This window comes from Nocardioides sp. 1609 (assembly GCF_004522105.1).
GTDB lineage: Bacteria > Actinomycetota > Actinomycetes > Propionibacteriales > Nocardioidaceae > Nocardioides.
Genome location: NZ_SPUJ01000004.1, coordinates 511,756 through 536,479, shown reverse-complemented (window position 1 = coordinate 536,479; position 24,724 = coordinate 511,756). Strand labels below are relative to the sequence as shown.

Annotated in this window: 22 protein-coding genes; 8 read left to right on the top strand and 14 right to left on the bottom strand. The window is 74.5% G+C overall.

Annotated elements, in window-relative coordinates; genetic code table 11:
• Positions 1-29 precede the first annotated feature (29 nt).
• Entirely contained in the window at positions 30-878 is an 849-nt protein-coding gene (gene lepB, locus E4623_RS12900) for a signal peptidase I (protein WP_134766918.1), read from the top strand.
• Positions 879-883: 5 nt separating this feature from the next.
• Here the strand turns inward: lepB and E4623_RS12895 are convergent, their stop codons facing one another.
• Genes E4623_RS12895 through E4623_RS12885 form a run of 3 tightly spaced genes read right to left on the bottom strand, consistent with a single transcriptional unit; the run spans position 884 to position 4,358 of the window.
• On the bottom strand, positions 884-2,008 hold the full coding sequence (locus E4623_RS12895; protein WP_134766917.1) for an RDD family protein: 1,125 nt from the start codon (positions 2,006-2,008) through the stop codon (positions 884-886).
• 17 nt (positions 2,009-2,025) lie between these two features.
• A complete protein-coding gene (locus tag E4623_RS22995; RefSeq protein WP_209020655.1) occupies positions 2,026-3,540 on the bottom strand; it encodes a hypothetical protein in 1,515 nt (504 codons plus the stop codon).
• Positions 3,537-4,358 carry a protein phosphatase 2C domain-containing protein gene (locus E4623_RS12885; protein WP_134766916.1) on the bottom strand — a complete coding sequence of 274 codons (822 nt, stop codon included), beginning with the start codon at positions 4,356-4,358 and terminating at the stop codon, positions 3,537-3,539. The genes E4623_RS22995 and E4623_RS12885 overlap by 4 nt, the downstream gene beginning before the upstream one ends.
• Positions 4,359-4,403: 45 nt before the next feature.
• Here E4623_RS12885 and E4623_RS12880 point away from each other — a divergent pair, with 45 nt between their 5' ends.
• Positions 4,404-6,677 (top strand): helicase C-terminal domain-containing protein, encoded by a 2,274-nt coding sequence (locus E4623_RS12880; RefSeq protein ID WP_134766915.1) that lies wholly within the window; start codon positions 4,404-4,406, stop codon positions 6,675-6,677.
• A gap of 16 nt (positions 6,678-6,693) precedes the next feature.
• Here E4623_RS12880 and E4623_RS12875 read toward each other — a convergent pair whose 3' ends face one another.
• On the bottom strand, positions 6,694-7,971 hold the full coding sequence (locus tag E4623_RS12875; protein ID WP_134766914.1) for a GNAT family N-acetyltransferase: 1,278 nt from the start codon (positions 7,969-7,971) through the stop codon (positions 6,694-6,696).
• 44 nt (positions 7,972-8,015) lie between these two features.
• Here E4623_RS12875 and E4623_RS12870 point away from each other — a divergent pair, with 44 nt between their 5' ends.
• Entirely contained in the window at positions 8,016-9,656 is a 1,641-nt protein-coding gene (locus E4623_RS12870; RefSeq protein ID WP_134766913.1) for a DNA repair helicase XPB, read from the top strand.
• A gap of 94 nt (positions 9,657-9,750) precedes the next feature.
• Here E4623_RS12870 and E4623_RS12865 read toward each other — a convergent pair whose 3' ends face one another.
• Positions 9,751-12,495 carry a hypothetical protein gene (locus E4623_RS12865; RefSeq protein ID WP_134766912.1) on the bottom strand — a complete coding sequence of 915 codons (2,745 nt, stop codon included), beginning with the start codon at positions 12,493-12,495 and terminating at the stop codon, positions 9,751-9,753.
• Between the two features lie 163 nt (positions 12,496-12,658).
• On the opposite strand from E4623_RS12865, the gene E4623_RS12860 reads away from it, so the two are divergent.
• A complete protein-coding gene (locus E4623_RS12860) occupies positions 12,659-13,831 on the top strand; it encodes an RtcB family protein (protein ID WP_134766911.1) in 1,173 nt (390 codons plus the stop codon).
• 18 nt (positions 13,832-13,849) lie between these two features.
• On the opposite strand, the gene E4623_RS12855 is transcribed toward E4623_RS12860, so the two are convergent.
• Positions 13,850-14,380 (bottom strand): hypothetical protein, encoded by a 531-nt coding sequence (locus tag E4623_RS12855; protein WP_134766910.1) that lies wholly within the window; start codon positions 14,378-14,380, stop codon positions 13,850-13,852.
• Positions 14,381-14,425: 45 nt separating this feature from the next.
• Positions 14,426-15,130 carry a hypothetical protein gene (locus E4623_RS12850; RefSeq protein WP_134766909.1) on the bottom strand — a complete coding sequence of 235 codons (705 nt, stop codon included), beginning with the start codon at positions 15,128-15,130 and terminating at the stop codon, positions 14,426-14,428.
• A gap of 78 nt (positions 15,131-15,208) precedes the next feature.
• On the opposite strand from E4623_RS12850, the gene serA reads away from it, so the two are divergent.
• The 3 genes from serA (at position 15,209) to E4623_RS12835 (ending at position 18,021) form a co-directional block, all read left to right on the top strand.
• Positions 15,209-16,408, top strand: coding sequence for a phosphoglycerate dehydrogenase (serA, locus tag E4623_RS12845; protein ID WP_134766908.1), 1,200 nt, complete (start codon positions 15,209-15,211; stop codon positions 16,406-16,408).
• A 136-nt stretch (positions 16,409-16,544) separates the two neighbouring features.
• The gene (locus E4623_RS12840; RefSeq protein ID WP_245155056.1) at positions 16,545-17,378 is read left to right on the top strand and encodes an oxygenase MpaB family protein; all 834 of its coding nucleotides are present in this window, start codon (positions 16,545-16,547) and stop codon (positions 17,376-17,378) included.
• Positions 17,379-17,403: 25 nt separating this feature from the next.
• Positions 17,404-18,021: a hypothetical protein gene (locus tag E4623_RS12835; RefSeq protein WP_167736602.1), complete on the top strand. Its 618-nt coding sequence runs from the start codon at positions 17,404-17,406 to the stop codon at positions 18,019-18,021.
• Here E4623_RS12835 and E4623_RS12830 read toward each other — a convergent pair.
• Genes E4623_RS12830 through E4623_RS12815 form a run of 4 tightly spaced genes read right to left on the bottom strand, consistent with a single transcriptional unit; the run spans position 18,018 to position 20,100 of the window.
• A complete protein-coding gene (locus E4623_RS12830; protein ID WP_134766906.1) occupies positions 18,018-18,275 on the bottom strand; it encodes a DUF4031 domain-containing protein in 258 nt (85 codons plus the stop codon). The genes E4623_RS12835 and E4623_RS12830 overlap by 4 nt on opposite strands.
• Positions 18,272-18,976, bottom strand: a complete 705-nt coding sequence (locus E4623_RS12825; RefSeq protein ID WP_134766905.1) for a copper homeostasis protein CutC — start codon at positions 18,974-18,976, stop codon at positions 18,272-18,274. Before E4623_RS12825 ends, E4623_RS12830 begins: the two co-directional genes overlap by 4 nt.
• A 10-nt stretch (positions 18,977-18,986) precedes the next feature.
• A complete protein-coding gene (locus tag E4623_RS12820) occupies positions 18,987-19,739 on the bottom strand; it encodes a hypothetical protein (protein ID WP_134766904.1) in 753 nt (250 codons plus the stop codon).
• Between the two features lies 1 nt (position 19,740).
• Positions 19,741-20,100 carry a hypothetical protein gene (locus tag E4623_RS12815; RefSeq protein WP_134766903.1) on the bottom strand — a complete coding sequence of 120 codons (360 nt, stop codon included), beginning with the start codon at positions 20,098-20,100 and terminating at the stop codon, positions 19,741-19,743.
• A gap of 79 nt (positions 20,101-20,179) precedes the next feature.
• On the opposite strand from E4623_RS12815, the gene E4623_RS12810 reads away from it, so the two are divergent.
• Entirely contained in the window at positions 20,180-20,533 is a 354-nt protein-coding gene (locus E4623_RS12810; protein ID WP_134766902.1) for a hypothetical protein, read from the top strand.
• A gap of 59 nt (positions 20,534-20,592) precedes the next feature.
• Here E4623_RS12810 and E4623_RS12805 read toward each other — a convergent pair whose 3' ends face one another.
• Genes E4623_RS12805 through E4623_RS12795 form a run of 3 tightly spaced genes read right to left on the bottom strand, consistent with a single transcriptional unit; the run spans position 20,593 to position 24,694 of the window.
• Entirely contained in the window at positions 20,593-21,312 is a 720-nt protein-coding gene (locus E4623_RS12805; RefSeq protein WP_134766901.1) for a GntR family transcriptional regulator, read from the bottom strand.
• A gap of 59 nt (positions 21,313-21,371) precedes the next feature.
• The gene (locus E4623_RS12800) at positions 21,372-23,918 is read right to left on the bottom strand and encodes an FtsX-like permease family protein (protein WP_134766900.1); all 2,547 of its coding nucleotides are present in this window, start codon (positions 23,916-23,918) and stop codon (positions 21,372-21,374) included.
• On the bottom strand, positions 23,915-24,694 hold the full coding sequence (locus tag E4623_RS12795; RefSeq protein ID WP_134766899.1) for an ABC transporter ATP-binding protein: 780 nt from the start codon (positions 24,692-24,694) through the stop codon (positions 23,915-23,917). Before E4623_RS12795 ends, E4623_RS12800 begins: the two co-directional genes overlap by 4 nt.
• Positions 24,695-24,724 lie beyond the last annotated feature (30 nt).

Here is a 24,724-nt window from a genome sequence, read left to right as displayed (position 1 = left end):
GCGACGGGGCCTGGCGTACATTCCCTGTCGTGCCAGATGACGACGAGCCGCGCCGACCCGACCTCGGGAAGACCGACCCCGCCGAGCCCGTCGCGACACCCGGGCCCGAGCCGACGGCGGTTGCCGGCCCCGACGACGAGGACGGCACGACCGCCGCGGACGACGGCCACCGGCGGCGCGCACCGCTCTGGCTGGAGACGATCGTGCTGCTCGTCGTCGCGCTCGTGATGGCGCTGGTCATCAAGACGTTCCTCGTGCAGGCGTTCTACATCCCGTCGGCCTCGATGGAGCCGGGCCTGGTCAAGAACGACCGGATCCTGGTCCAGAAGGTGTCCTACTGGTTCGGCGGCTCGCCCTCGCGCGGCGACGTCATCGTGTTCGAGGACCCGGGCGGCTGGCTGGTGGGACCCGAGATCGGCCCCACCACGCTGCTGTCGAAGGGCCTGGCCAAGGTCGGGCTCTACCCGACCGGCGGCCACCTGGTGAAGCGGGTCGTCGGCGTGCCCGGCGACACGATCGTGTGCTGCGACGCCGACGGCCAGCTCGAGGTCAACGGCGTCGCCCTCGACGAGGACGACTTCATCGCGCCGCAGCAGGACTGCGACGGCCCGATGCCCTACGGGCAGCGCGGCTGCCAGCGGGGCTGGGAGGTCACGGTGCCCGACGACCGGCTGTTCGTGATGGGCGACAACCGGGCCGCCTCGGCGGACTCCTCGGCACGGCTGTGCGGGCCGAAGGAGCAGGGCTGCGCCCCCGACCGGCCGTTCGTGCCGCTCGACAACGTCGTCGGCAAGGTGTTCTCGCTGGTCTGGCCGTTGGACCACGCCCGGTTCGTCGGGCGCCCCGACGTCTTCGACTCGGTGCCCGACGCCCCGTAGGTCGCTCAGGCGTCCTTGGCGACGGTCATGGTGCGGTCGCCGAAGCGGACTGTGTCGCCGTCGACGAGCGTCGAGGGCCGGCCGGCCGTGAGCGACTTCGACACGCCCTGACGCACCACGACCGACCCGTTGGTCGACCCGCGGTCCATCACGACCAGCGCGCCGTCGGGGACGACCTGGAACTGAGCGTGGGTCTTCGACAGCGACATGTCGGAGGAGCGCAGCGGCACCAGGTGGGTCACCGGTTCCCCGGCGCGCGCCTCCGGACGGCGTCCGACGAGCGCGAGGCCGTCGACGACGAACGTCTCCCCCGTGTCGAAGGTGACCCGCCAGCGCGCGGCCGCCGCCGCGGGCGTCGCCGGCGTGGCGCGGTGCGAGCGCGGCGGCGCGGCGGGCGGGCCCGGCGCCGGGGCGGGCGGCGCGGCGGGAGCGGCGGGGGTGGCGGCGGTGGCGGGGCGCGCGGGCGCGGGCGTCGGGGTCGGGGCGGGCGCCGGGGGCGGCGCGGGCGAGGGGGCCGGGTCGGGCCGGCCGGACGGTGCGGGTCGACCGGCCGGTGCCGGCACGGGCACGGGCGGGGCCACCGGTGGCGCGGGCCGCAGCCGCATCGCGGTGAGGTTCACGATGGCGTAGGGGCGGGCGTCCTCCGCCTCGACCGCCGGCGCCGGCCGGACGTCGACCACGACGGCGCCGCTCATCCGGTCGTGGCCGCCGCGACGTCGTCCGCCCGGGTCCATGACGGCGGTCCAGGCCAGGGTGGCGAGGCCGAGCCCGAGGGTCGGCAGGGTGAACATGCCGAGGACGGCGGTGCGCACCAGCGCCTTGGAGACGCCGATCGGACGCCCGTCGCCGTCGCGGACCACGCGGAGGCCGACCAGGGCCTTGCCGGGCGAGGTGCCGGCGACACCGAGGAGCACGGCGAAGACGAGCGAGACGAGCACCACCGTGCCGACCACCACGCCGATCCCGGCGCCGACCCGGTCGTCGTCGAAGAGGTAGCGCCACGCGAGGTAGCCGGCACCGACGAACAGGCCCCACGCCACCACGCGGTCGATGGCGAACGCGTAGAACCGTCGGTCGAGCTCGGCAGCGGGATAGCTGACCGCCTCCGGAGGAGGAGCGGGGTGGTTCATCGGGCCCTCTCCAGGGATCAAGGGTGTGCGACCTGGATGGTGACGCCGTCACCGAGGTTCACGGTCGCACCGGGAAGCACCTGCACGGCGATGCCGGGCTTGAGCTCCTCGGGGCCGAGCCCGGGCTGCACCAGCACGGTGCCGTTGGTCGAGCCCATGTCGGTCACGACGGCGCTGCCGTGGTCGACGCCCGAACCGGGCCGGAACTCGACGTGGGTCGACGAGATCTCGTGCAGCGGGCTCGGGACGGTGACCAGCGTCGGCTGGTCGGTGGTGGTGAACCGCCGGGCCTCGGGCGCGCGGCCGACCAGGACGACGCGGTCGACGTCGACGACGTCGCCGTTGGAGATCATCAGCTTGGCGACCGAGCGGCCGATGCTCGGTGCCATCGGCTGCCCGGCGATCCCGGGCTGCGAGCGCGCGAACTCGCCGCCGTCGACCCCGGCCTGGGTCAGTCCGTCGTGGTCGACGGGCACCACGGGCCCGGGGTCGGACAGGGCGTCGTGGCCGGGCGCCTCGTCGGCGGGCGCGGGCGGCAGGAACGCCGGCGGCGGGGGCGGCGGGGTCGGTCCCGGCCAGGCCGGCGGGGCCGGCGGCGACGGCGGGGCCGGCGGCCAGGACGGCGCGGCGTCGAGCGGGCCGGGCTCGCCCGCAGGCTCCGGGCTGCCCATGTTGCTGGTGTCGCCGTCGTCGTCGAGCGGGGACGACTCGGTCTCGGCGAGGTCGAGCAGCTCGGTCGCGGGGGGCTCGTCGGGCCCGGGCTCGGGCTCGGGCTCCGGCTCGGCCGGCTGCTCGAGGGGCAGTCCGACGGGCGGGATGACCGTGTCCGGGTCACCGGCGTAGGGCTGCGGCTCGGGCTGCGGCTCGGGCTCCGGCTCGAGCAGGGGCTCCGGCTCCGGCTCGGGCTCGGGCTCGGGCTCGGGCTCCGGCTCCGGCTCGGGCTCCGGCTCCGGCTCGAGCAGGGGCTCCGGCTCGGCGGCAGCCTCGACGGGCTCCGGCCCGGGCTCGGGCTCGGGCTCGGGCAGCGCGACGGCGACCACCGGCAGCACCTCGACCGGCTCGTCGGCGGACGGCGCCGTCGACGTCGTGTGCGGCGGCAGGTCGACCCGGCCCACGCGGACCAGGCCGCCGTGGATCGGCAGGTCGTCGGCGTCGGGGTCACCGCCGTCGACGACGACGGACAGCGCGGTCACCTCCTCCAGCGTGCGCTCCACCCAGGTCGAGACGGTGGACCCGTCCAGCTCGACGGTCTCGCCGCCGGCGGTCACGGTCGCGTGCACCGAGGCGCCGCGGACCAGGATCTTGGTCGGGCCGTCGCCGCTGCCCACCAGCACGAACCCCGAGAGCGCGCCGAGCCCGGACTGCAGGAGGGCGTCGAGGACGTCGTCGAAGCCGGCGCCGTCGTCGATGCGCGACCACAGCTCGGCGACCCGCGCCTTCTCGGTGGCCGGCAGCACCAGGGTCGTGGCGGCCCCGAAGACGCCGAACCACGATCCGGGTCGGTAGGACCAGGTGCCCGGGTGCTGGCTCATGGCAGCGCTCCCAACTTCTGCTCGAGACTCTCGCGCTGCGCGTCGGAGTCGTACGGTCGATCGTCGGCCAATCCCACCACATCGACGACGACGGCCGTTGCGTTGTCACGACCTCCGGCCGCCACGGCGGCTGCGACGACCCGGTCGGCGGCGTCGCGCGGATCGGACGTGCTGAGCAGGATCTCGGCGATCGCGGCGTCGTCGATCATGCCGCTGACGCCGTCGGAGCAGAGCATCAGGCGCTCCGCGCCCGACAGCGGCAGGACGAAGTAGTCGGCCTCCGCGCTGCCCCGGCCACCGAGCGCCCGCGTGATGATGTGGCGCTCCGGGTGGACGGCGGCGTCGTCGGCGGTGATCACGCCGGCCTCGACGAGCTCCTGGACCACGCTGTGGTCGACGCTGACCTGGTCGAGGACGCCGTCGTTGATGCGGTAGATGCGGGAGTCGCCCAGGTTGGCCAGCAGCCACTTCGGCTCGGTCGACTGCTCGATGAGCAGCGCCACGACGGCCGTGGTGCCGGCGGCGAAGTCGTGGGCACCGGCGGCGCGCTGCCCGGCGTCGTACTCCCCGATGCGGGCCTGGGCGGTGCGCAGGGTCTCGGCGATGATGTCGGGGCCGCGGTTCGGGTCGTAGCCGGCGTCGGCCAGGCGCCCGAACTCCTCCACCACGAGGCGGCTCGCGACGTCGCCGCGGTCGTGGCCGCCCATGCCGTCGGCGACCACGAAGACCGGCGGGGCGACCAGGAACGAGTCCTCGTTGACCTGGCGCACCAGCCCGACGTCGGTGGCCGCGCCGTGGTGCAGCTCGACGCCCGTCACGAGACGTCCTCGGGCACCAGGAGGCGCCCTTGTAGCGTTGAGCCGATGGCCACCAAGGACGACGCGGGGTTCCGCACGCTCGCCGACCAGCTGCGCAGCTGGAGCGACGAGCGCGTCGCACGACTGCTCACCGCCCGACCCGACCTGACCACACCCGCCCCTCACGACTTCGGACAACTGGCGTCTCGTGCCGCGGTCCGTGCATCGCTCTCGCGCGCACTCGACACCCTGACCAGACTCGAGCTCTTCGTGCTTGATGCCCTCGTGGTCGCGGGTCAAACCACGGCCGCCGACGTGCGCTCCATCATCCTCGCCGACGCGGCCGCTGTCGACGCGACGCTCGGGAGACTGGTCGACCTGGCCCTGGTGTGGCACACGCGCGACGGCGGGCTCCGCGTGCTCTCCGGCGTAGCCGACGCCCTCGCGACCGGTCCCGGCGCCAGCGGGCTGCGGCCGCGCTCGGCCGACGCCCCCGCTCCCGACGTCGTCGCGGCCCGGCTGGCGGAGGTCTCCCCCGCCGCCCGGGCGATGCTCGAGCACGTCGTGGACGCCGGCGGCGAGGCCACCGGCGGCTCGGCCCGGATCACCGTCCTCCCCGAGGACGCGGCCACCCCGGCCGAGGAGCTGATCGCCCGACGACTTCTCGTGCCCCGCACCGGCGGCGGCCTGCTGGTGGCACCCGGCGAGGTCGGCCTGGCGCTGCGCGGGGGACGGACGACGACCGAGCCGGTCGACGTCGTCCCACCGATCGCGGTGACCGAGCGGTCGGCGGCGCTGGTCGACCGCACCGCGGCGGGCGCGGCCTTCGAGATCGTCCGGCAGGTCGAGCTGCTGCTCGACCACTGGGGTGCGCACCCGCCGCACGTGCTGCGCAGCGGCGGGCTCGGCGTCCGCGACCTCAAGGCGGCCACGTCCCTGCTCGCCGTCGACGAGCAGCGCGCGGCGCTGGTCGTCGAGACGGCGTCGGTCGCCGGGCTGCTCGGGCACCGCGCCGACGCCGACGGCAACTCGGTCTGGGTGCCCACCGACGCCTTCGACGCCTGGATCGCCGAGGCCCCGGCCGCGCGCTGGGCGACCCTGGTGCGCGCGTGGCTCGAGAGCCCGCGGCTCCCGGGCCTGGTCGGCACCCGCGACCCGGCCGGCAAGACGTGGAACGCCCTCGCGCCCGAGCTGGCGTCGTACGCGATGGCCGAGGCGCGGGCCGGCACGCTCCAGGCCCTCGCGTCGCTGCCCCCGGGCCGGGTCCTGGCCGCCGCCACCGGGTTGCCGTCGCTGGTCGAGCAGGTGGCGTGGCACCGGCCGCGCCGGCCGCGCTCGCGCAGCCAGCAGGTCGCGTGGGCGATGTCCGAGGCGGCGGCGTTCGGCGTGGTCGGGCTCGACGGGCTGGCGTCGTACGCCCGGGTGCTCGTGGCCGGCGAGGACCCCGTGCCGGCGCTCGCCGTCCTGCTGCCCGAGCCGGTGGACCACGTGCTCATCCAGGCCGACCTCACCGCGGTCGCGCCCGGCCCGCTCGAGGCGGCGCTGGCCCGGCAGCTGCAGCTCGTCGCCGACGTCGAGTCCCGCGGCGGCGCGACGGTCTACCGCTTCACGCCCGGCTCGGTACGGCGCGCGCTCGACGTCGGCTGGACCGCCGTCGAGGTGCACCGGTTCCTCGGCGACGTCTCCCGCACGCCGGTCCCGCAGCCGTTGACCTACCTCGTCGACGACACCGTGCGCACCTTCGGCACGGTGCGCGTCGGGCACGCCGAGGCGTTCCTGCGCGCCGACGACGAGTCGGCGCTGAGCGAGCTGCTCCACCATCCGCAGGCGCGCGGGCTCGGGCTGCGGCGGATCGCCCCGACGGTGCTGATCAGCACCATCCCGGTCGAGGTGCTGCTCCCCCGGCTGCGCGACCTCGGCGTGGCTCCCGTCGTCGAGTCGCCCGACGGCACCGTCCAGGTGCTGCGACCCGACGTGCTCCGCGCCCGCACCCCGAAGGACCGCGGCCCGTCGCTGAGGTCGGTGCGCGGCTCGGCCCGGGTCGCCTCGGTGGTCGCCGCGATCCGTTCCGGCGACCGGGTGGCCGCGGCCCGCCCGACCACCCCGGCGACGCCGCTGACGCCGTCCGGGGCGCTGGCGGCGCTGCGCGAGGCGATCGAGGCTCGCGTCACCGTCCTGATCGGCTACGTCGACAACCAGGGCGTGTCCTCCGAGCGGGTCGTCGACCCCCGGACGATCGAGGGCGGGTCGCTGCAGGCCTACGACCACCGCGCCGACGACGTCCGCGCGTTCGCGGTGCACCGGATCACGACCGTGCGCCCGCTGTCGTCGCCTGCCTGAGCGGCCCGGGCGCGTCCTAGAAGCCGGTCGTGCACCAGGGCTCGGGGCCGACGTCGGCCATCCGCGCCCACCGCTCGACCGCGGGCGCCTCGCCCACCAGCCTCCCGGCGGCGGCCAGCACGTCGGTGGCGACGCCGCCGAGGTAGAGCGCGCCGAGGGTGTCGGCGGACAGCCGGAGGTCGGCCGGGTCCTCGGTGGCCGCGACCCGGGCGACGCCGTCCGCGACCTCGACCCGCCACCGCCCGGCGGCGTGCCCGAGGGCGTCGTCGACGTCGAGCACGACCGAGCCGTCGGCACCCCACGCGCGGGCCGCGAGCGCCACGGGGACGTCGAGGACCCGGACCCAGAGCAGGTCCGCGACCTTCGTCGTGGCGACGACGCGCGGGTCGGTGAGCGCCCAGTCGAGGACGCCGGTCATCGGCGACCGCCGCCAGCGCGCCTGCTCGACCAGGTCGACGGCGGCGAGCTGCTGCCACAGCGTCAGCTGCACCTCCGGGGTGAGCCCGACCAGGTCGACCACGTCGATCGTCTCCCGCCCGTCGACCTGGCCGGCGAGGCTCCACAGGGCGTAGCCGTCGGCCGCCCCGTCCTCGTCGAGGTGGAGGACGGCGCGCAGCTTGCGGTTCTCGCTCCCGGACTCCCAGTCGAAGGCGCCGGTCAGGATCGACTCGTAGAAGTGGGGGCGACCCACCGCCCCGCGCGTCGCCGCGGCGTGCGCGGCGAAGACCCGCTGCACGTACGGCCAGGCCGTCCCGGGATCGACCAGCGTGGTGGTGCCCGGCGCCTCGGGCTCGCGGCGCAGGGCGAACCGGGCGCCGAGGTCGACGGTGACCTGGCGCAGCCGGGTGCCGAGGCCGAAGCCGAAGCGGCCGTAGATGCTGCCCTCGGACACGGTGAGCGCAGCCAGCGGACGCCCCTGGGCCACCGCGTGGGACAGGTCGTCGGTGATCAACCGACGGGCGAGGCCGCGGCGCCGATGGGTCGGCGCGACCGTGACGTCGGTGATCATGTGCAACGGCAGCGACCGGCCGGGCGCCACCGTGATCTCCCCCTGCCAGCTCGCCAGGGTCCCGACCGGGACGTCGGCGCCGGGGAGCGTCGTCTCGGGACGCCAGGCACCGGCGACGCGGGCGGCCTGGGCGACGGCGTTGTCGATCAGACGTTGGGTGCGGCCGTCGTCGGGGCGGGCCTCGAGGAAGCTGCGGTGGATCGCCTCGCTCCAGGCGCTCAGCCGCGCGCGCCCGGCCACGGACTCGTCGGCGGTGTCGAGGACGTCGTGGATCAGCTCGGACATGCCGGCGACCCTACGGCGCGGGGTCGCCTCCGTAGACTCGTGCGGTGAACACCGGCCCGCTCATCGTCCAGTCGGACAAGACCCTCCTGCTCGAGATCGACCACGAGCAGGCGGCCGAGTGCCGCAAGGCGATCGCGCCGTTCGCGGAGCTCGAGCGCTCCCCCGAGCACGTGCACACCTACCGGCTGACGCCGCTCGGGCTGTGGAACGCCCGGGCGGCCGGTCACGACGCCGAGCAGGTGGTCGACACGCTGCTCACCTACAGCCGCTACGCCGTCCCGCACTCGCTGCTCGTCGACGTCGCCGAGACGATGGCGCGCTACGGACGGCTGCGCCTGGAGAAGCACCCGGTCCACGGCCTGGTGCTCGCCAGCAACGACCGGCCGGTGCTCGAGGAGGTGCTGCGGGCCAAGAAGATCGCCGGGATGCTCGGCAACCGGATCGACGACGACACCGTCGCGGTGCACGCCTCCGAGCGCGGCAACCTCAAGCAGGCGCTGCTCAAGCTGGGCTGGCCGGCCGAGGACTTCGCCGGGTACGTCGACGGCGAGGCGCACGCGATCGCGCTCGACGAGACCGAGTGGCACCTGCGCGACTACCAGCGCCAGGCGGCCGACTCGTTCTGGCACGGCGGGTCGGGCGTCGTCGTCCTGCCCTGTGGCGCCGGCAAGACCCTCGTCGGTGCCGCCGCCATGGCCCACGCCCAGGCGACCACGCTGATCCTGGTCACCAACACCGTGAGTGCGCGGCAGTGGAAGGACGAGCTGGTCAGGCGGACGTCACTGACCGAGGACGAGATCGGCGAGTACTCCGGCACCGTCAAGGAGATCCGGCCGGTCACCATCGCGACCTACCAGGTGATGACGACCAAGCGCGGCGGCGCCTACCGCCACCTCGAGCTCCTCGACGCCCGCGACTGGGGCCTCATCGTCTACGACGAGGTGCACCTCCTGCCGGCGCCGATCTTCCGGATGACCGCCAACCTCCAGGCGCGGCGGCGGATCGGGCTGACCGCGACGCTGGTGCGCGAGGACGGGCGCGAGGGCGACGTGTTCTCGCTGATCGGCCCCAAGCGCTTCGACGCCCCGTGGAAGGACATCGAGGCGCAGGGGTGGATCGCGCCGGCCGACTGCGTCGAGGTCCGGGTGACGCTGCCGACACCGGAGCGGCTGGTGTACGCCGTCGCCGAGCCCGAGGAGCGCTACCGGCTCGCCTCGTGCACCCACGAGAAGATCCAGGTGGTCCGCGACCTCGTGGCCGCCCACAGCGACCAGCCCACGCTGGTCATCGGGCAGTACATCGACCAGCTCGACGAGCTCGCCGAGAAGCTCGACGCCCCCGTCATCAAGGGCGAGACACCGGTCAAGGAGCGCCAGCGCCTCTTCGAGGCGTTCCGCTCCGGCGAGATCGGTCTGCTGGTGGTGTCGAAGGTCGCGAACTTCTCCATCGACCTGCCCTCGGCGGAGGTCGCGATCCAGGTGTCCGGGTCGTTCGGCTCCCGCCAGGAGGAGGCCCAGCGGCTGGGCCGCCTGCTGCGTCCCAAGGAGGACGGCAAGACCGCGCACTTCTACACGATCGTCTCGCGCGACACCGTGGACGCCGACTTCGCCCAGAACCGGCAGCGCTTCCTCGCCGAGCAGGGTTACGCCTACCGGATCGTCGACGCGGAGGACCTGCCGGCCTGACCCGGCCGGGATTTCCCCGGTCGACCGGGGAAATCTGAACTTGTCGGCCGGGATCCCGGCCGACAAGTTCAGACGTGAGCCGTCCAGTCCCCGGTCAGCGGTCGCGGACGACGACGGTGGCCTTGCGCGGCCGGTGCAGCCCGTCGGCGTAGCGGATCGTCAGCCGCTCGACGCCCTCGCGGCGGCCGTCGGCTCGGACCGGGATCACGATCCGGGCCTCGTCCTGCCCGGCGCGAAGCCGCACGTTGAGGCCGATCCCGCAGAGGTGGAGCGCCTTCGTGCACGTCGCGCCGCCGGTGACCCGGCTCAGCCAGGCGGCCGGCACGTCGGAGCCGCTGAGGTGCGGTCCGGGCCCACGTCCGAACGACATGTTCGGGTAGAGGTCGTAGCCGAGCGGCGCGGAGAGCCGGACGGTCATCACGATCGAGGACCCCTCGCGGACCGATCGGGTCAGACGCACGCGGACCTTCGGCTCCGGGTCGTCCTCGCGGACGGTGAGCCGGCCCTGGTAGACGTCGGTGGCGAGGTTGCGCGTCGGCCAGGCCGTGACCTGCACCGGGCCGCCGGCGCCGTGGACGTCGTCGACGACGTACGGCACCGGGATCGTGCCCGAGGTCTGACCCGGGGCGATGTCGACGGCGAACCGCTGCCGGCTGCCCCGCGTCTCGCCGGCGGTGACCACGGCCATCCGGGCCGGGGCCGTGACGTCACCGGTGATCGTGAACGGGACCCGGGCGATCCGGCGGACGGGCCGCCTGCCCGGCGGGTCCCCCTCGTCGATCGTCACCTTGCCGAGGCTGACCTGCGGGGCCCGCGTCGCGGGCACCGGGGCCAGTGCGGCGGGTGCGGCCGCGAGGTCGGCGACCCACACCCGGCCGCGGGCGGAGCGCCCGACCAGCTCGACGGAGCGGACGTCGGCGAGGTCGATCCCGGTGGCGCCGGCGGCGTCCACGAGCAGGGCCTGGGCCCACAGCTTGGTCGCGAAGCCGGCGTCCAGGAGCGGGGTGAGCCGCCGGCCGCCGTCCGGGTCGAGGGTGACGGTGCCGCCCGCGCCGTCGGTGAGCCGGACCTGCAGGTCGACCGGGCCGCGCCGCGGGTCGACGATGGTGCGCAGCTCGAGCCGGTCGGCGCTCAGGTCGAGCGGTCGGTCGAAGCGCAGGCCGCCGACCGCGCCGGCGCGGGACCAGGCGAGCTCGAGGAAGCCACGGGTCGGGACGGCCTCGTAGGCCGAGGACCAGTGCGGCGTGACCCGGTTGCGGATGCCGGCGCCGCAGTCGGCGACCGGGCCGGTCTCGTCCGAGACGCGCCCGGTGCAGATCCGGGTCTCCGCGCCGCCGCCGGCCAGGGTCGGGCTGGCCTCGATCCCGGGGCGCCGCACGTCGCGGCCGCCGCCCAGGGCGTGGCTGCGGACGTCGGCGTCCCCGGTCGACGGCACCGAGACGGCCGACCCGTCGAAGAGGGGCAGGTAGGCGTCGTCGCCGGTGAACAGGTGGACGGCGCCCGCGACGTAGGCCTTGCCGACGTCTCGCTGCTCGCGCGCCGAGAGCCGGTCGGGCGCCCGTCGTCCGCAGGGCTCGGTGGCGTCGCCGCCCCAGTCGTCGTTGGCGGGGGCGGCGGCGGTGCCGGGCGTCCACTCGGTGTTGAAGAAGTTGTGGTTGGCGCCCATCACCAGCAGCGAGCTCTTCAGCGAGGTGTCGTCGGTCGCGAGGTCGCGGGCGGTGTCGGTGAACTTCTGGCCCTGGATGTCGAACACGTCGCCGTCGCAGTAGGGCAGCACGGTCGCGGTCGGCACGTACGGCGCGGTGTGGGACGCGAAGTCGGTCGGCGCGATGAGCACCTGTCCGGCGATCCGGTACGGCGCCGAGAGCGGGATCTCGATCGAGGCGCGGTCGACGCCCTCCCCGCCGCGGCTGTGACCGACGAGGACGACCTGGTCGAGGTCGACCTGGTGGGCGGCCGCGAGCGTCGTCCAGTGGTCGAGGTGCTCCCGGACGATCCGCGCGCGGGCGTCGGCGCCGCCGTCGTCGAGGGAGCCGTCCTGGGCGTTGATGCCGTTCACCCGCACCGAGACGGTGGTGTAGCCCTGGGAGGCGAGCAGCTGCTGGACGTAGACGTAGCCGAGGTGGCTCGGGATCTCCTCGAACCGGCCGCGGCACGGCCACCGCTCGGCGTAGGCGTCGTCGTCGTCCGGGTCGTAGCAGACGCCGTGCCGGCCGTGCAGGAAGAGCACCAGCGGGCGCGGACCGGTCGCCGCGGCCGCCGTCGGCTCGACGACGTGACCGACCATCTCGATCGGCCGCGGCATCCCCGGGACCTTCACTCCGGGCAGCCGGTAGTCGCTGCTGACCGTGGCGAACGGGCCGGCGGCCCCCGGGTCGGCCGCGTCGAGCGGCGTGGTGCGCGGCGCGGGGGTCGCCCTGCCGGACGCCGGACCGGCCGGGTCGGAGCCGGCCTCGTCGAGCCGGTCGCCGGACAGGACGACGTCCAGGTCGGCGGGGTCGGGCGCGGCCTCGGCGGTGACGACCGCCTGCACCGTGCGGCCGTCGGCGGCCGTGGTCGTCGGCCCGAACGTCAGGCCCGCACCGCCGATCGTGGGACGGTCGGAGTTCAGCGGGAGGACGTCGGGCGAGGTCCACGACACCGCGAACCGGCCGTCGCCGAGCGCGACGACCCCCCACTCGCCGACGTCCGCGAGATCGGTCGGGTCGGCCGGGTCGGGCAGGGCGGCCGCCGGGGCGACGGACGAGGCGCGCGACGGGGCCGCGCCGGCGTCCGGGGCGAGGGTCAGGCTGAGCGCTGCAGCGGCGACGACGGCGAGCAGGCGGCGGGTGGTGGTCACGCCGGGACCATAGGTCTTCACGACCGGAGAGACGCGCTGCCGGGCCGAAAGGTTGCGCCGGCGGACCGAGGATCACCTGGGTAACGGGTCGTGCAACCGGTTTCGGCGTCCCTAGCCTGGGCGGTCAGCCCCCGCCGGGGAGGGCAGCAACCAGGGAAGGACCATGGAGCGGATCAGCGCGAAGCTCGTCAGCTGGGCTTCGATCCTCGAGGACAAGACCCGCGCGCAGGCGGTGATGACGGCGACGATGCCGTTCATCCACCCCCACCTGGCGCTGATGCCGGACGCCCACCTGGGGCTGGGGGCGACCGTCGGCTCGGTGATCCCGACCCTCGGCGCGATCATCCCGGCCGCCGTCGGCGTCGACATCGGCTGCGGCATGATCGCCGTCCGGACGTCGTGCACGCTCGACGACCTGCCCGCCGACCGGCGCCCGCTGCGCGAGGCCGTCGAGCGCGCCGTCCCGCTGTCGGCCGGTGCCGCCAACCAGGGCGTGAGCCGCGAGCACACCCGCGAGCGGCTCGACGTGCTGCGGGCCGGGGCCGACCGGGCCGGCTTCGACCCCGCGTCGTACGCCGGGCGGTGGGAGCTGCAGCTCGGGACGCTCGGGAGCGGCAACCACTTCATCGAGGTGACCGTCGACGAGGAGGCTCGCGTCTGGCTGTTCCTGCACTCCGGGTCGCGCGGGGTCGGCAACAAGATCGCCCAGCGGCACATCCAGGTCGCCCGCGACCTGTGCGCGCGGTGGTGGATCGAGCTGCCGCACCGCGACCTCGCCTACCTGGTGGAGGGCACACCGGAGTTCTCGGCCTACGTCCGCGAGATGCGGTGGGCGCAGCAGTACGCACTGCTCAACCGCGAGGAGATGATGGACCGGGTCGTGGCGTGCTTCGCCGACTGGCTCGGGGTGGACGACGTGCAGCGGGTCGAGGAGATCAACTGCCACCACAACTACACCGAGCAGGAGCGGCACTTCGGCAAGGACGTGTGGCTCTCACGCAAGGGCGCGATCCACGCCGCCGCGGGCGTGCCCGGCCTGGTCCCGGGCTCGATGGGCACGGCGTCCTACGTCGTGGTGGGTCGCGGCAACCGGATGTCGCTCGACTCGGCCCCGCACGGCGCCGGTCGTGCGTACTCGCGGACGGCTGCCCGCAAGACGTTCTCGCGCGAGCAGCTGCGCGAGGCGATGGCCGGCATCGAGTACCGCGACACCGACGCCTTCGTCGACGAGATCCCGGCGGCGTACAAGGACATCGACCAGGTGATGGCCGACGCGGCCGACCTCGTCGAGGTCCGGCACACGCTGCGCCAGGTCGTGAACGTCAAGGGCGACTGAGCCCGCCGCCCGCACCCGTCAGAAGAGGCCGAACCGCTTCTTCCGGCGGCGTGCGGGCGGACCCGCGACGGCGCCCGGGTCGGGCAGCCCGGTCTCGAGGACGACGAACGTCGCCTCCTCGAGCCGCTCGTCGTAGGCCAGCCCCCCGGCGGCGAGGAGGTCGAACAGGGTGTCCTCGTCGAGCCGCTCGATGCCCGCCTCGGCCGGGTGGGGCGCACCCTCGTCGACCGCCGGCCCGTCCACGGTCCACGACCAGGTCCGACGGCCGACCGGGCCGGCGGTCTCCCAGACGTGGACGTCGGTCACCGACATGAAGAGGCCGAGGTGGACCGGGCCGACGCGGCCGAGCCGCTCCACGGCGTCGACCAGGTCCGGGCCGCCGCTGGCCAGGATCACGTCACCGTCGCGCTCCCACCCGGCGATGCCCTCGAAGCCGCTCCCGGTGGCCTCGTCCCAGGCGACGCTCTCCGTGGTCGGCGTCCAGCCCAGTGGCACGAGGTCGGCGAGGCTGGCGTCGTGGACGACGGCGATCGTGCAGTTCCATCCCATGAGGGCGACGCCTACCCACCCCGGCGTGGTCCTACCCGCGGCCCGTCAGGCGGCAGGGACGACGAACAGCCGGTAGCCGCACGAGCGCGAGGACCCACCGACCGCGCTGACCGACGCCTCGACCGACGACATCGGCTGGCCGGCCTGCCGGACGAGACCGTCGAGACGGCCGTGCCCGGTGCCGGTGGCCGCGGAGTCGGTGCTGGTGATGAGGTAGTTGACGGCGTAGGCCTCACCCCCGGTCGAGAGCGTCTGGGTGACCTCGGTGGCGCCGCCGTCCTTCACGGCGGTCGAGGTGCCGCCCGTCACCGTGTTCGTGAAGGTCGTGGCGTGGATCGCCAGCACGGCGGTCGCGCCGCTACCGCCGCGGAACGAGCAGTTCATCACGTAGGAGATCCCGTTCACGCGTCCGATCTCGCGATCGGCGACGCCGGCCGGGATCGAGCCGTCGGCGACGACCGGCCGCGGGGCCAGCGTCCCGGGCGCGAGGTCGGCGGGGCCGAGCGACCCGTTGCGGACCTTGGCCCCCGTGACGGCGTCGCCGCGCAGCTTCGGGGCGGTCACCGCGCCCTGCCCGAGCTTCACCGCGGTCACCGCCGCGCGCTTGAGCTGGGCGGTGCCGACGCTGTTGCGGGCGACCCCGACGGCGTACGACGTCGAGCCGACCGCGACCAGCAGCGCCACGACGATGGCGGCCAGGGTGAGGGCGGAGACGGCAGGGACGGTGCGGGCCGGGCGGGAGGAGTCCATCTGTCGACGCTAGGCCGGCGTCTCGCCGATGCCATGGCCCGTTCGGGCCCCCTCGGCGCCGCCGTAGGCTGGTGGCACGTGAAGGCCCTCCTGCTCGAGAACATCCACCCGGTCGCCGTCGAGACCCTCGAACGTCGCGGCTTCGACGTCGAGCTCCGCTCGGCCGCGATGAGCGAGGACGAGCTGGTGGCGGCGCTGCCCGGCGTCCACCTGCTCGGCATCCGCTCCAACACCACGATCACGCCGCGTGCGCTGGACGCCGGCACCGACCTGCTCGCCGTCGGCTGCTTCTGCATCGGCACCAACCAGGTCGACCTCGCCGCCGCCGCGGACCGCGGCGTGGCGGTCTTCAACGCGCCGTACTCCAACACGCGCAGCGTCGTCGAGCTCGTGATCGGCGAGATCATCGCGCTCGGCCGCCGGCTGTCGGAGAAGACCCAGCGGATGCACGAGGGGATCTGGGACAAGTCGGCCAAGGGCAGCCACGAGGTCCGCGGCCGCACGCTCGGCATCGTCGGCTACGGCAACATCGGCACCCAGCTGTCCAACCTCGCCGAGGCGCTCGGCATGCGGGTCGTCTTCTTCGACACCGCCGACCGGCTCGCGCACGGCAACGCCCGCCGGATGCCGACCCTCGACGACCTGCTCGCCGAGGCCGACGTCGTCTCGCTGCACGTCGACGGCCGCCCGGGCAACGCCGGCTTCTTCGGCGACGAGCAGTTCAAGAAGATGAAGCCGCGCTCGCTCTTCATCAACGCCGCCCGCGGCATGGTCGTCGACGACGTCGCGCTGCGCGAGCACATCCTCTCCGGTCACATCGCCGGCGCTGCGCTCGACGTGTTCCCGGTCGAGCCGAAGGCGCAGGGCGACGAGTTCATGTCGGTGCTGCGCGGCCTCGACAACGTCATCCTCACCCCGCACGTCGGCGGGTCCACCCAGGAGGCGCAGGAGGAGATCGGCTGGTTCGTGTCCGGCAAGCTCGCGGCGTTCTCGCTCGAGGGCCGCACCGAGCTGTCGGTCAACCTGCCCGCCGTCCTGGCCCCGCACCTCGGCTCCGGGTCGCGCGTCGGCTTCCTGCACGTCAACGTCCCCGGCGTCCTGGCCGGCCTCAACGCTCGCCTGGCCGAGCAGGGACTCAACGTCACCGCCCAGTACCTCGCCACCCGCGGCGAGCAGGGCTACGTCGCCACCGACGTCGCCGGCCCCGTCACCGACACCGTCCTGGCCGCCCTCGGCCACTCCGAGCACACCGTCTGGGTCCGCTCCTGGGCCTCCTGACGCCGAGTCGGCGTTCGGACTCAACACGAACGCCGACTCGACCCGTCCTGGCTCGACCTCCGCGCCGACTCGGCCACCCCTCCGGGTCACCGGCGCTGCGTAGGGTCGACCTCGTGATCGAGACATGATCGGCGACGTGCGCGGACGCCTCGGCGAGGCGCTCTTCCTGCGGGTCGCGGGACCGGACGGCCCGGCCGAGCGGGACCGGATCCACGGCACCGAGGGGCCGCGGTGGTTCGAGCCGAGCAGCCCGATCACCGTGGTGCACGGTGACGCCTCGATGTTCGTCGGCGGGATCCGGGCGCTGCTGCTGCAGACCCTGCACCCGGCCGCGATGCGGGCCGTCGCGGAGCACTCCGGCTACCGCGGCGACATGTGGGGACGGCTGCACCGCACCAGCACCTTCCTGGCGACCACCACCTTCGGCGCCGCGGACGACGCCCAACGCTCCGTCGACATCGTCAAGGCGATCCACCGCCGGGTCGTCGGGACGATGCCCGACGGCGCGCCGTACGCCGCCTCCGACCCGCACCTGCTGCGCTGGGTGCACGTCGCCGAGGTCGACAGCTTCCTGCGCGCCCACACCGTCTACGGCCAGCACGCGCTCGACCAGGCCGAGCGCGACGAGTACGTCGCCCAGGCGGGGCTGGTCGCGCGGCGGCTCGGCGCGAACGACGTCCCGGCGACCGAGGCAGAGCTCGCCGACGCGCTGGCGTCGTACCGACCCGAGCTGCGCGGCACGCCCGAGGCCCGCGAGGCGGTGCGCCACGTGCTGGTGCACCCGCCGCTGCCGCTGCTCGCCCGCGCGCCGTACGGCGTGCTGGTGGCCGCCGCGGTGGGGCTGATGCCGGCCTGGACCCGCCCGCAGCTGCGGCTCCCCTGGCTCCCGGTCACCGAGCGGACCGCCGTGCGCGCGCTCGGCACGGCGGCGACCGGCACCATCCGCTGGGCGATGCGCCCACCCGCCTGACAGGGTCCTGGGTTTCAATGGGGTGGTGCCCCCACCTGCCGATCCCGCAGACCCCAGCCACCCCTGGCCGCTGGCCGACGGCGCCGACGTCCGCGACGAGCTGCTCGCGGCCTACGCCGACCCGGCCCGCGGCTACCACGACACCACCCACCTCTCCGAGGTCCTGGCCCGCGTCGAGGAGCTGGCCGCGGCCGGGGTGAGCTTCGACCGGACGCCGGTGCGGCTCGCCGCGTGGTTCCACGACAGCGTGTACGACGGCGAGCGGGACGCCGAGGAGCGCTCGGCCGCGTGGGCCGAGGCCGCCCTGCCCGGCCTGGTCGACGACGCGACCGTCGCCGAGGTGACCCGGCTGATCCGCTTGACCGAGACCCACCGGCCCGACGACAGCGACCGCAACGGCTGCGTGCTCTCCGACGCCGACCTCGGCATCCTGGCCGCCCCGGACGCCCGCTACGCCTCGTACGTCGCCGCCGTGCGCACCGAGTACGGCCACCTCGACGACGCGACGTTCACCGCCGGGCGGCGGGGCGTCCTGGAGGACCTCCTCGCCAAGCCGCGGCTGTTCCACACCGCGTACGCGCACGACCGGTGGGAGCAGCGGGCCCGCGCCAACGTCGCCGCCGAGCTCAGCGGCCGGGCCTAGCCCTTGCGGCGCCGCAGGCCCGAGGCGATCAGCCGGCGGACCAGCTCGCGCGAGCTCACCGGCAGCGCACCGGCGGCCACCACGTCGTCGTACCACTCGGACGGGACGTCGTAGTGGTCGCGGTCGAAGCCGCGCTCAGGGATGCCGAGCGTGCGGGCGAAGGCGTGCAGCTCGTCGTAGGAGACGTCGCTGACCAGGTGCGACCACAGCCGGCCGTGGCCCTCGACGGTCGGCGGGTCGATGAGCACGGTCACCCGCTCCGCTCCCGCCCGGCGACCGGCGCGCTGTCGAGCAGCAGCCGCCAGGAGCGGACCAGCCCGGCGTCGACGTAGGCGCGGTCGGAGCCGCCCGGTCGGACCTGGGGGCCCACGTGGAACTGCCGGACCCCGGCCCGCACGAACCACGGCACCTGCTCGGCCGCGAGCCCCCCGGTCGGCATCAGCAGGCGGGCGACCTCGGGGTCGGCGGAGGCCAGGGCGAGCAGGTCGTCGTAGCCGTGGGCCAGCCCCTGCGGCGAGCCGCCGCTGGCGACCGCGGTCAGCCCGGGCAGCGCCAGCAGCCGGCGCCACGAGCGTCGCAGGTCGAGGGTGGCGTCGACGGCGCGGTGGAAGGTCCACCCGACCCCGGGCAGGGACTCCGCGAGCGCGCGGGTGGTCTCGACGTCGACCTCGAGGTCGGCGTCGAGGAAGCCGAAGCAGACGCCCTCGGCGCCGAGCGCGACGTACTCGCGACCCAGGCCGGCCAGCCGGGCCAGGTCACCCCCGGTGGTGGTGAAGGTCTCGTCGAGGCGGAGCAGCACCCGGACCGGGAGGTCGCTGGCGCGCACCACGGCCGCGGCCGTCGAGACGTCGGGCGAGCGGCCGTCGACGTCGAGCGCGAGCCGGTCGGCGCCACCCTCGACGCAGCCGGGCACGTCGCGGGCCTGTCGCACCGCGACCTCCAGCACCGTCGTCATGGACCCGACGTTAGGCGATGGCGCGCAGCATCTCGGGGAGGTCGAGCAGCGTCTCGATCCGGTCGCGCCGCTCCTGCGCCCAGGCGAGGACGTCGTCCTGCATGGTCAGCAGCGTCTCGACGATCTCGAGGACCCGGGTCGCGTCGTCGACCAGGTCGGTGATCGCGCTCATCCCCTGGGTGGCGACCTCGACCGCGAAGCACCCCCACCCGAGCGGGCCCGAGACCCGCGACAGCAACCGCCGCACGAGCCGGCCGAGCACCTCGCCGCACTCGACCACCAGCCCCTCCACCTCGACCGTCAGCCGCTCGCAGGTGAGTGCCACCTCGTCGAGGACGGGCGCCGCGGCCTCGACCAGCTCGGCCAGCGCCCGGGTGGCGAGCGCGCGCCCGCCGAGGTCGAGACCGTAGGCGAGCCCGGCCCGGCCGCCCCACCGTGGGTCGACCCACAGCACCAGCCGACCCTGGTTGCCGGCCAGGACGACGAGCGCGTCGCGCACGGTGTGGCAGGCCTCGGCGTTCTGCCGGATCGCGCCGGCATCGCCGGTGAGCGGCTCGACGAGCAGCTCGCGCAGGCTGCCCTCGGGCAGCCGGCGCAGGCCGGCACCGAGGCCGTCGAGGACGTCGATGCCACGGTTGGCCAGGTCGCGGAGCCCACCGACCTTCGCGTCCCAGCTCTCGAAGGTGCGGTCGTGCCGCAGCTCGTCGTCGCCCTCGGGCGGCGGGGACAGGTCGGGTTCGCGCAGCAGCGGGTCGTCGCCCACCTCAACCGACCTCCCCCGTGCCGGCACCGGCCACGGCGTCGTCCACGACGCCGGCGCGGGCGGTCGCCCGGTCGTCGCTCGCCCGCAGCTCGCGGCCGGCCATGACCACGTCGTCGCGCAGCTGGTGCCAGTCGTCGAGGTAGCGACGTCCCGCGCCCGCGAACGCGGCGGCGACGACGTCCATCACCTCGGCGAGCGGCTGCAGCACGCAGACCGGGCTGGTGGCGAAGCCGTCGCGGCGGCACATCCAGCGCACGGCGTAGCCGAGGGTGTCCTCGAGCTGCTGGCCGACGTCGTCCATCGCTCGCGGCAGGCGCTCGAGGTCGGCCCAGTCCTCGACGGTGATCTCGGGGCTGCTCATGGGGTGCTCCTTCGGGTCGTGGGTGGGCCCGGGACGTGCCCCCGGAGGCCGGCCCTTGAAACGCCCGCACAATGGACCTGTGGACGACCGCCTGCTGATCGACGCCCGAGCCCGCGTGCTGGCCGACCTCTCGGCACGGCACCAGGCGACGGCGAGTGCCGTGTCGGCCCTGGAGGACGCCTGCTCGGCCCGGCACTGGTGGGCCGAGCAGTGGCCGGAGGGCACCGTGTACGTCGCCGGGCTGGTGGCCCAGGACGTCCAGGACGCGCTGTTCGAGAACGCCGGGCGGTGGCCGCTGTGCCTCGCCTGCGCCGACGGCCCGGTGCACTCGCTCTACATCCAGCCCGACCTCGGCGGACCCGACCCGGTGTGGGTCTGCGAGGAGACCGGCGAGGTCGCGGCCGCCCTGGGGTTCCTGGGCGCGGAGCGCTGACGAGCGCGCCGTCGCGACGGGCGGGACGGCGCGATTGGCGGGACGGCGCGCCGGGTGGGCTAGGAGTCGGAGCCGAGCTGGATCCACATCGTGAACCGGTCGGCGCGGTAGACCGAGCGCGACACGTTCACGATCTTCTCGCCCACCATGCCGCGGCGCGAGTGCCGCAGCACGACCGTGCCCGGCTCGATCTCGAGGAGGGCGGCCTCCTCGTCGCCGGCGGTGTCGGCGGAGATGGAGTCCTCGGCCCAGGTCGGGCGCAGACCGCGCCGCTCGAGCGCGTCGTACAGGCTGGTCGGCATGCCGGTCTGCAGGAAGCCCGGCAGCAGGATCTCGTTGAGGTAGTTGTCCTCGATGCACACCGGGGAGCCGTCGCCGCGGCGCAGCCGGCGCCAGTGGATGACGGCGTCACCCTCGGTCAGCGACAGCGCGCGGGCGACGCCGGGGCCGGCCTGCTCGCGGCGGGCCAGCATCGTCTGGGACTCGGCCAGGAGGCCGCGTCGGGTCATCTCCTCGGTGTAGCCGATGATCCGGGTGGCCTCGCGGCGCGGCCGTGCGACGAAGGTCCCGCGCCCGGGGATCCGCTCGAGCAGCCCCTCGGTGACCAGCGCGTCGAGGGCCTGGCGCACCGTCATCCGGGCGACGCCGAAGCGGTGCACGAGCTCGCGCTCGGACGGCGCCGGCGACCCGGGGGCGTTGTTCCCGACCAGGGCGCGGACGTACTCGCGCACGACGACGTGCTTGAGCGCACGTCCGTCCCTGAGCAGCACGTCCTCCACGCGAGCCACAGTAGGCAACGCCGACCGCCCCGTCAGCAGAATGGCCGACTTGCGGGGACTCACTGCGTCGAGATCGCCTCCAGGACGTCGAGGCGCGCGGCACGCCGCGCCGGCAGGACGGCGGCCAGCACCCCCACCACGACGGCCAGCAGCAGGAAGACGCCGAGCTGCCCGAACGGGACGCTGATGACCTCCAGCCCCTCGTCGCGGACCGCCCGCATGAGGGCCACGCCGAACCCGATCCCGAGCACCAGGCCGAGCACGGCGCCGAGCACCGCGATCACCACCGACTCCAGCGTGATCATCAGCCGCAGCTGCGGCCGGGTGACGCCGATCGCCCGCAGCAGCCCGACCTCGCGGGTCCGCTCGATCACCGACAGGGCCAGCGTGTTCACGATGCCCAGGACGGCGATGAGCAGCGCCAGGCCGAGCAGCGCGTAGATGATGAGCACGAACTGGTCGATCGGCTCGCGCTGCTCGGCCGCGAAGGCCGCCTGGTCCTTGGCGGTCACGATCGGCTGGTCGGCCAGCACCTCGTCGAGGCGGTCCTGGAGCCCGGACGCCGCGTCGTCGGCGTACACCACCAGCATCGAGTCCTCCGGCGGGTAGCCCGCCGCCTCGTACGTCGGGATCGACACGATGACGCCACCGGCGAGGAGGGCGCCGGTCTCGACCGTGCCCGCCACGGTCCACGTCACCGTGCCGGCGGCGGCGTCGAGCACGTAGTCGTCGCCGACGGCGAGGCCGCGGTCGGCGGCGTAGGAGTCGCCGAGCAGGACCGTGCCCGTGGTCAGGTCCGCGGGGCCGCCCTCGACGAAGGTGACGCCGAGCCGCTCGAGCGACTCGGGGTCGGTGGCGACGACGACGGTGAAGTCCCCGTCGGCCTCGGCGAAGCCGGAGCGCTGACGCACGACGGCGTCGACGCCCTCGACGCCGTCGACCCGCTCGGCGATGGAGGCGGAGAAGGAACCGCCGAAGATGCTGCTCACCACGAAGTCGCCGGTGAAGCTCTCCTCGATGGTCCGGTCGACCGACGCCTTGGCGGAGTCGCCCACGATCGCCATCGTGCAGGCGAGGGTGAGGCCGATCATCAGCGCCGAGGCGGTCGCGGCGGTGCGCCGCGGGTTGCGCAGCGAGTTCTGGCCGGCGAGGTTGCCGATGGAGCCGAACAGCCGCTCGTAGAGCGCCCGGGCGGCTCGGAGGAACGGCCCCGCGAGCACCGGAGCCATCGCGGTGACGCCGAGCAGGACGGCGAGCACGCCCCCGCCGACGAACCAGCCGACGCGCCCGAGGCCGAGGACGTCTGTGAGCCCGACCGCCAGCAGCCCGCCGCCGACCAGCGCCAGCAGCAGCCCGTAGCGGAACCGGTTGCGCAGCGACTCCTCCGGGAGCGCGATCTCGTCGCGCATCGCCTGCACCGGCGCGATCCGCGACGTCCGCCGGGCCGGCAGGTAGGCCGCCGCCATCGTGACGACGATCCCGACGGCGTACGCCGCGACGAACGAGCGCGGCCGGTAGACGAGCGGCTGCCCGGACAGGTCGAGCCCGAAGGTCGCGAACAGCGCCCGCAGCCCGATCGCGAGCACGATGCCGAGCAGCACGCCGAAGGTGGCGCCGAGGAAGCCGAGCACGAACGCCTCGAGCTGGACCGAGCGCACCACCTGCTTCTTCGAGGCGCCGAGCGCCCGCAGCAGGGCCAGCTCGCGGCTGCGCTGCGCGACCAGGATCGAGAAGGTGTTGACGATGATGAAGGACCCCACGACCAGCGCGATCCCGGCGAAGATCAGCAGGAAGGTGGTGAGGAACGAGATCGCCTCGAGCAGGTCGCTCGCCGACTCGTCGGCGGCCTCGTCGCCGGTCACGGCCTCGTAGCCGTCGGGCAGCGTGGCCTCGACGTCGGCGAGCAGCTGCTCCTGGGTGACGCCGTCGGCGGCGGTGACCCAGATCGACTCGTACTCGTCCTCGCCCTCGTGGAAGAGCCGCTGCGCCTCCGCGGTCTCGAACGCCGCGTACGTCGCGCCGTTGAGCGAGCCGCCCTCGGCGAAGTCGGCCACCCCGACCAGTGTCGGTGCGAGGTTGGCGGTCTCGTCGGTGGTGATGAGGGGGACGGTGTCGCCGACGTCGTAGCCGGACTTCTCGGCGGTGGCGGCGTCGAGGACGACCTCGTCGGGCCCCTCGGGTGCGCGACCCTCGGCGATCTGCAGACCCTCGAGCCCGTTGCCGGCGGGCGCGTCGGACCAGTTGGCTCCGAGGGACGGCGGCCCGAACCCACCGATCGGCTTGCCCTCGTCGTCGACGACGTAGACGCCGAGCGCGTTCACCATCCCGTCGGCGCGCGCGGCCCCCGGGACCGCCGCCAGCGTCCCGACGAGGTCGCCGGGGACGGTGCGGGTCGACAGCACCCCACCGGGCGCGTCGCCGCCGCCGTCGGGCCGCACGACGACGTCGCCGACGGTCGAGGCGAACAGCGACGTGAAGCTGCGGTTCAGCGTGTCGGAGAAGATCAGGGTGCCGACCACGAACGCCACGCCGAGCACGATCGCGAAGGTGCTCATCACGAGGCGCAGCTTGCGCCCGAGCAGGCTCTTGAGAGCCGCGCGGATCATCCGGGGCCGCCGGGGCCGGCGTCCGACATCCGGGCCATGATCGCGAGCACCTGGTCGCGGTCGGGCTGGCGCAGCTCGTCGACGACCTTGCCGTCGGCGAGGAAGACGACGCGGTCGGTGTAGGCGGCCGCGACGGGGTCGTGGGTCACCATCACGACGGTCTGGCCGTGGGTGTCGACGCTGGCGCGCAGCAGCTCGAGCACCTCGGCGCCCGAACGGGAGTCGAGGTTGCCGGTGGGCTCGTCGGCGAAGACGATCCGCGGCCGGCTGACGAGCGCCCGCGCGACCGCGACCCGCTGCTGCTGGCCCCCGGAGAGCTGGTTGGGCTTGTGGTCGAGACGGTCGCCGAGCCCGACGGTGGCGACGACGGAGTCGAACCAGGCGCGGTCGGGCTTGCGGCCGGCGATGGCCAGCGGCAGCACGATGTTCTCCTCCGCGCTCAGCGTCGGCACCAGGTTGTAGGACTGGAACACGAAGCCGATCTCCTCGCGGCGCAGCAGGGTCAGGGCCTTGTCGTGGAGCCGGCCGATCTCCCGGTCGCCGATCAGCACCTCGCCGGACGTCGCGCTGTCGAGGGCCGCGCAGACGTGCATCAACGTCGACTTGCCGGACCCGCTCGGACCCATCACGGCGGTGAACTCCCCGGCGTACAGGTCGAGGGTGACGTCGTCGAGGGCCCGGACGACCGCCTCACCCTGACCGTAGGTCTTGGAGAGGCCGACCACGCGAGCGGCCACCTCGCGGCCGGCCGTCGGGCTGGGGGTGGAGGTCGTCATGGCACCAGCCTGACCGGTCGGGCAACCTCG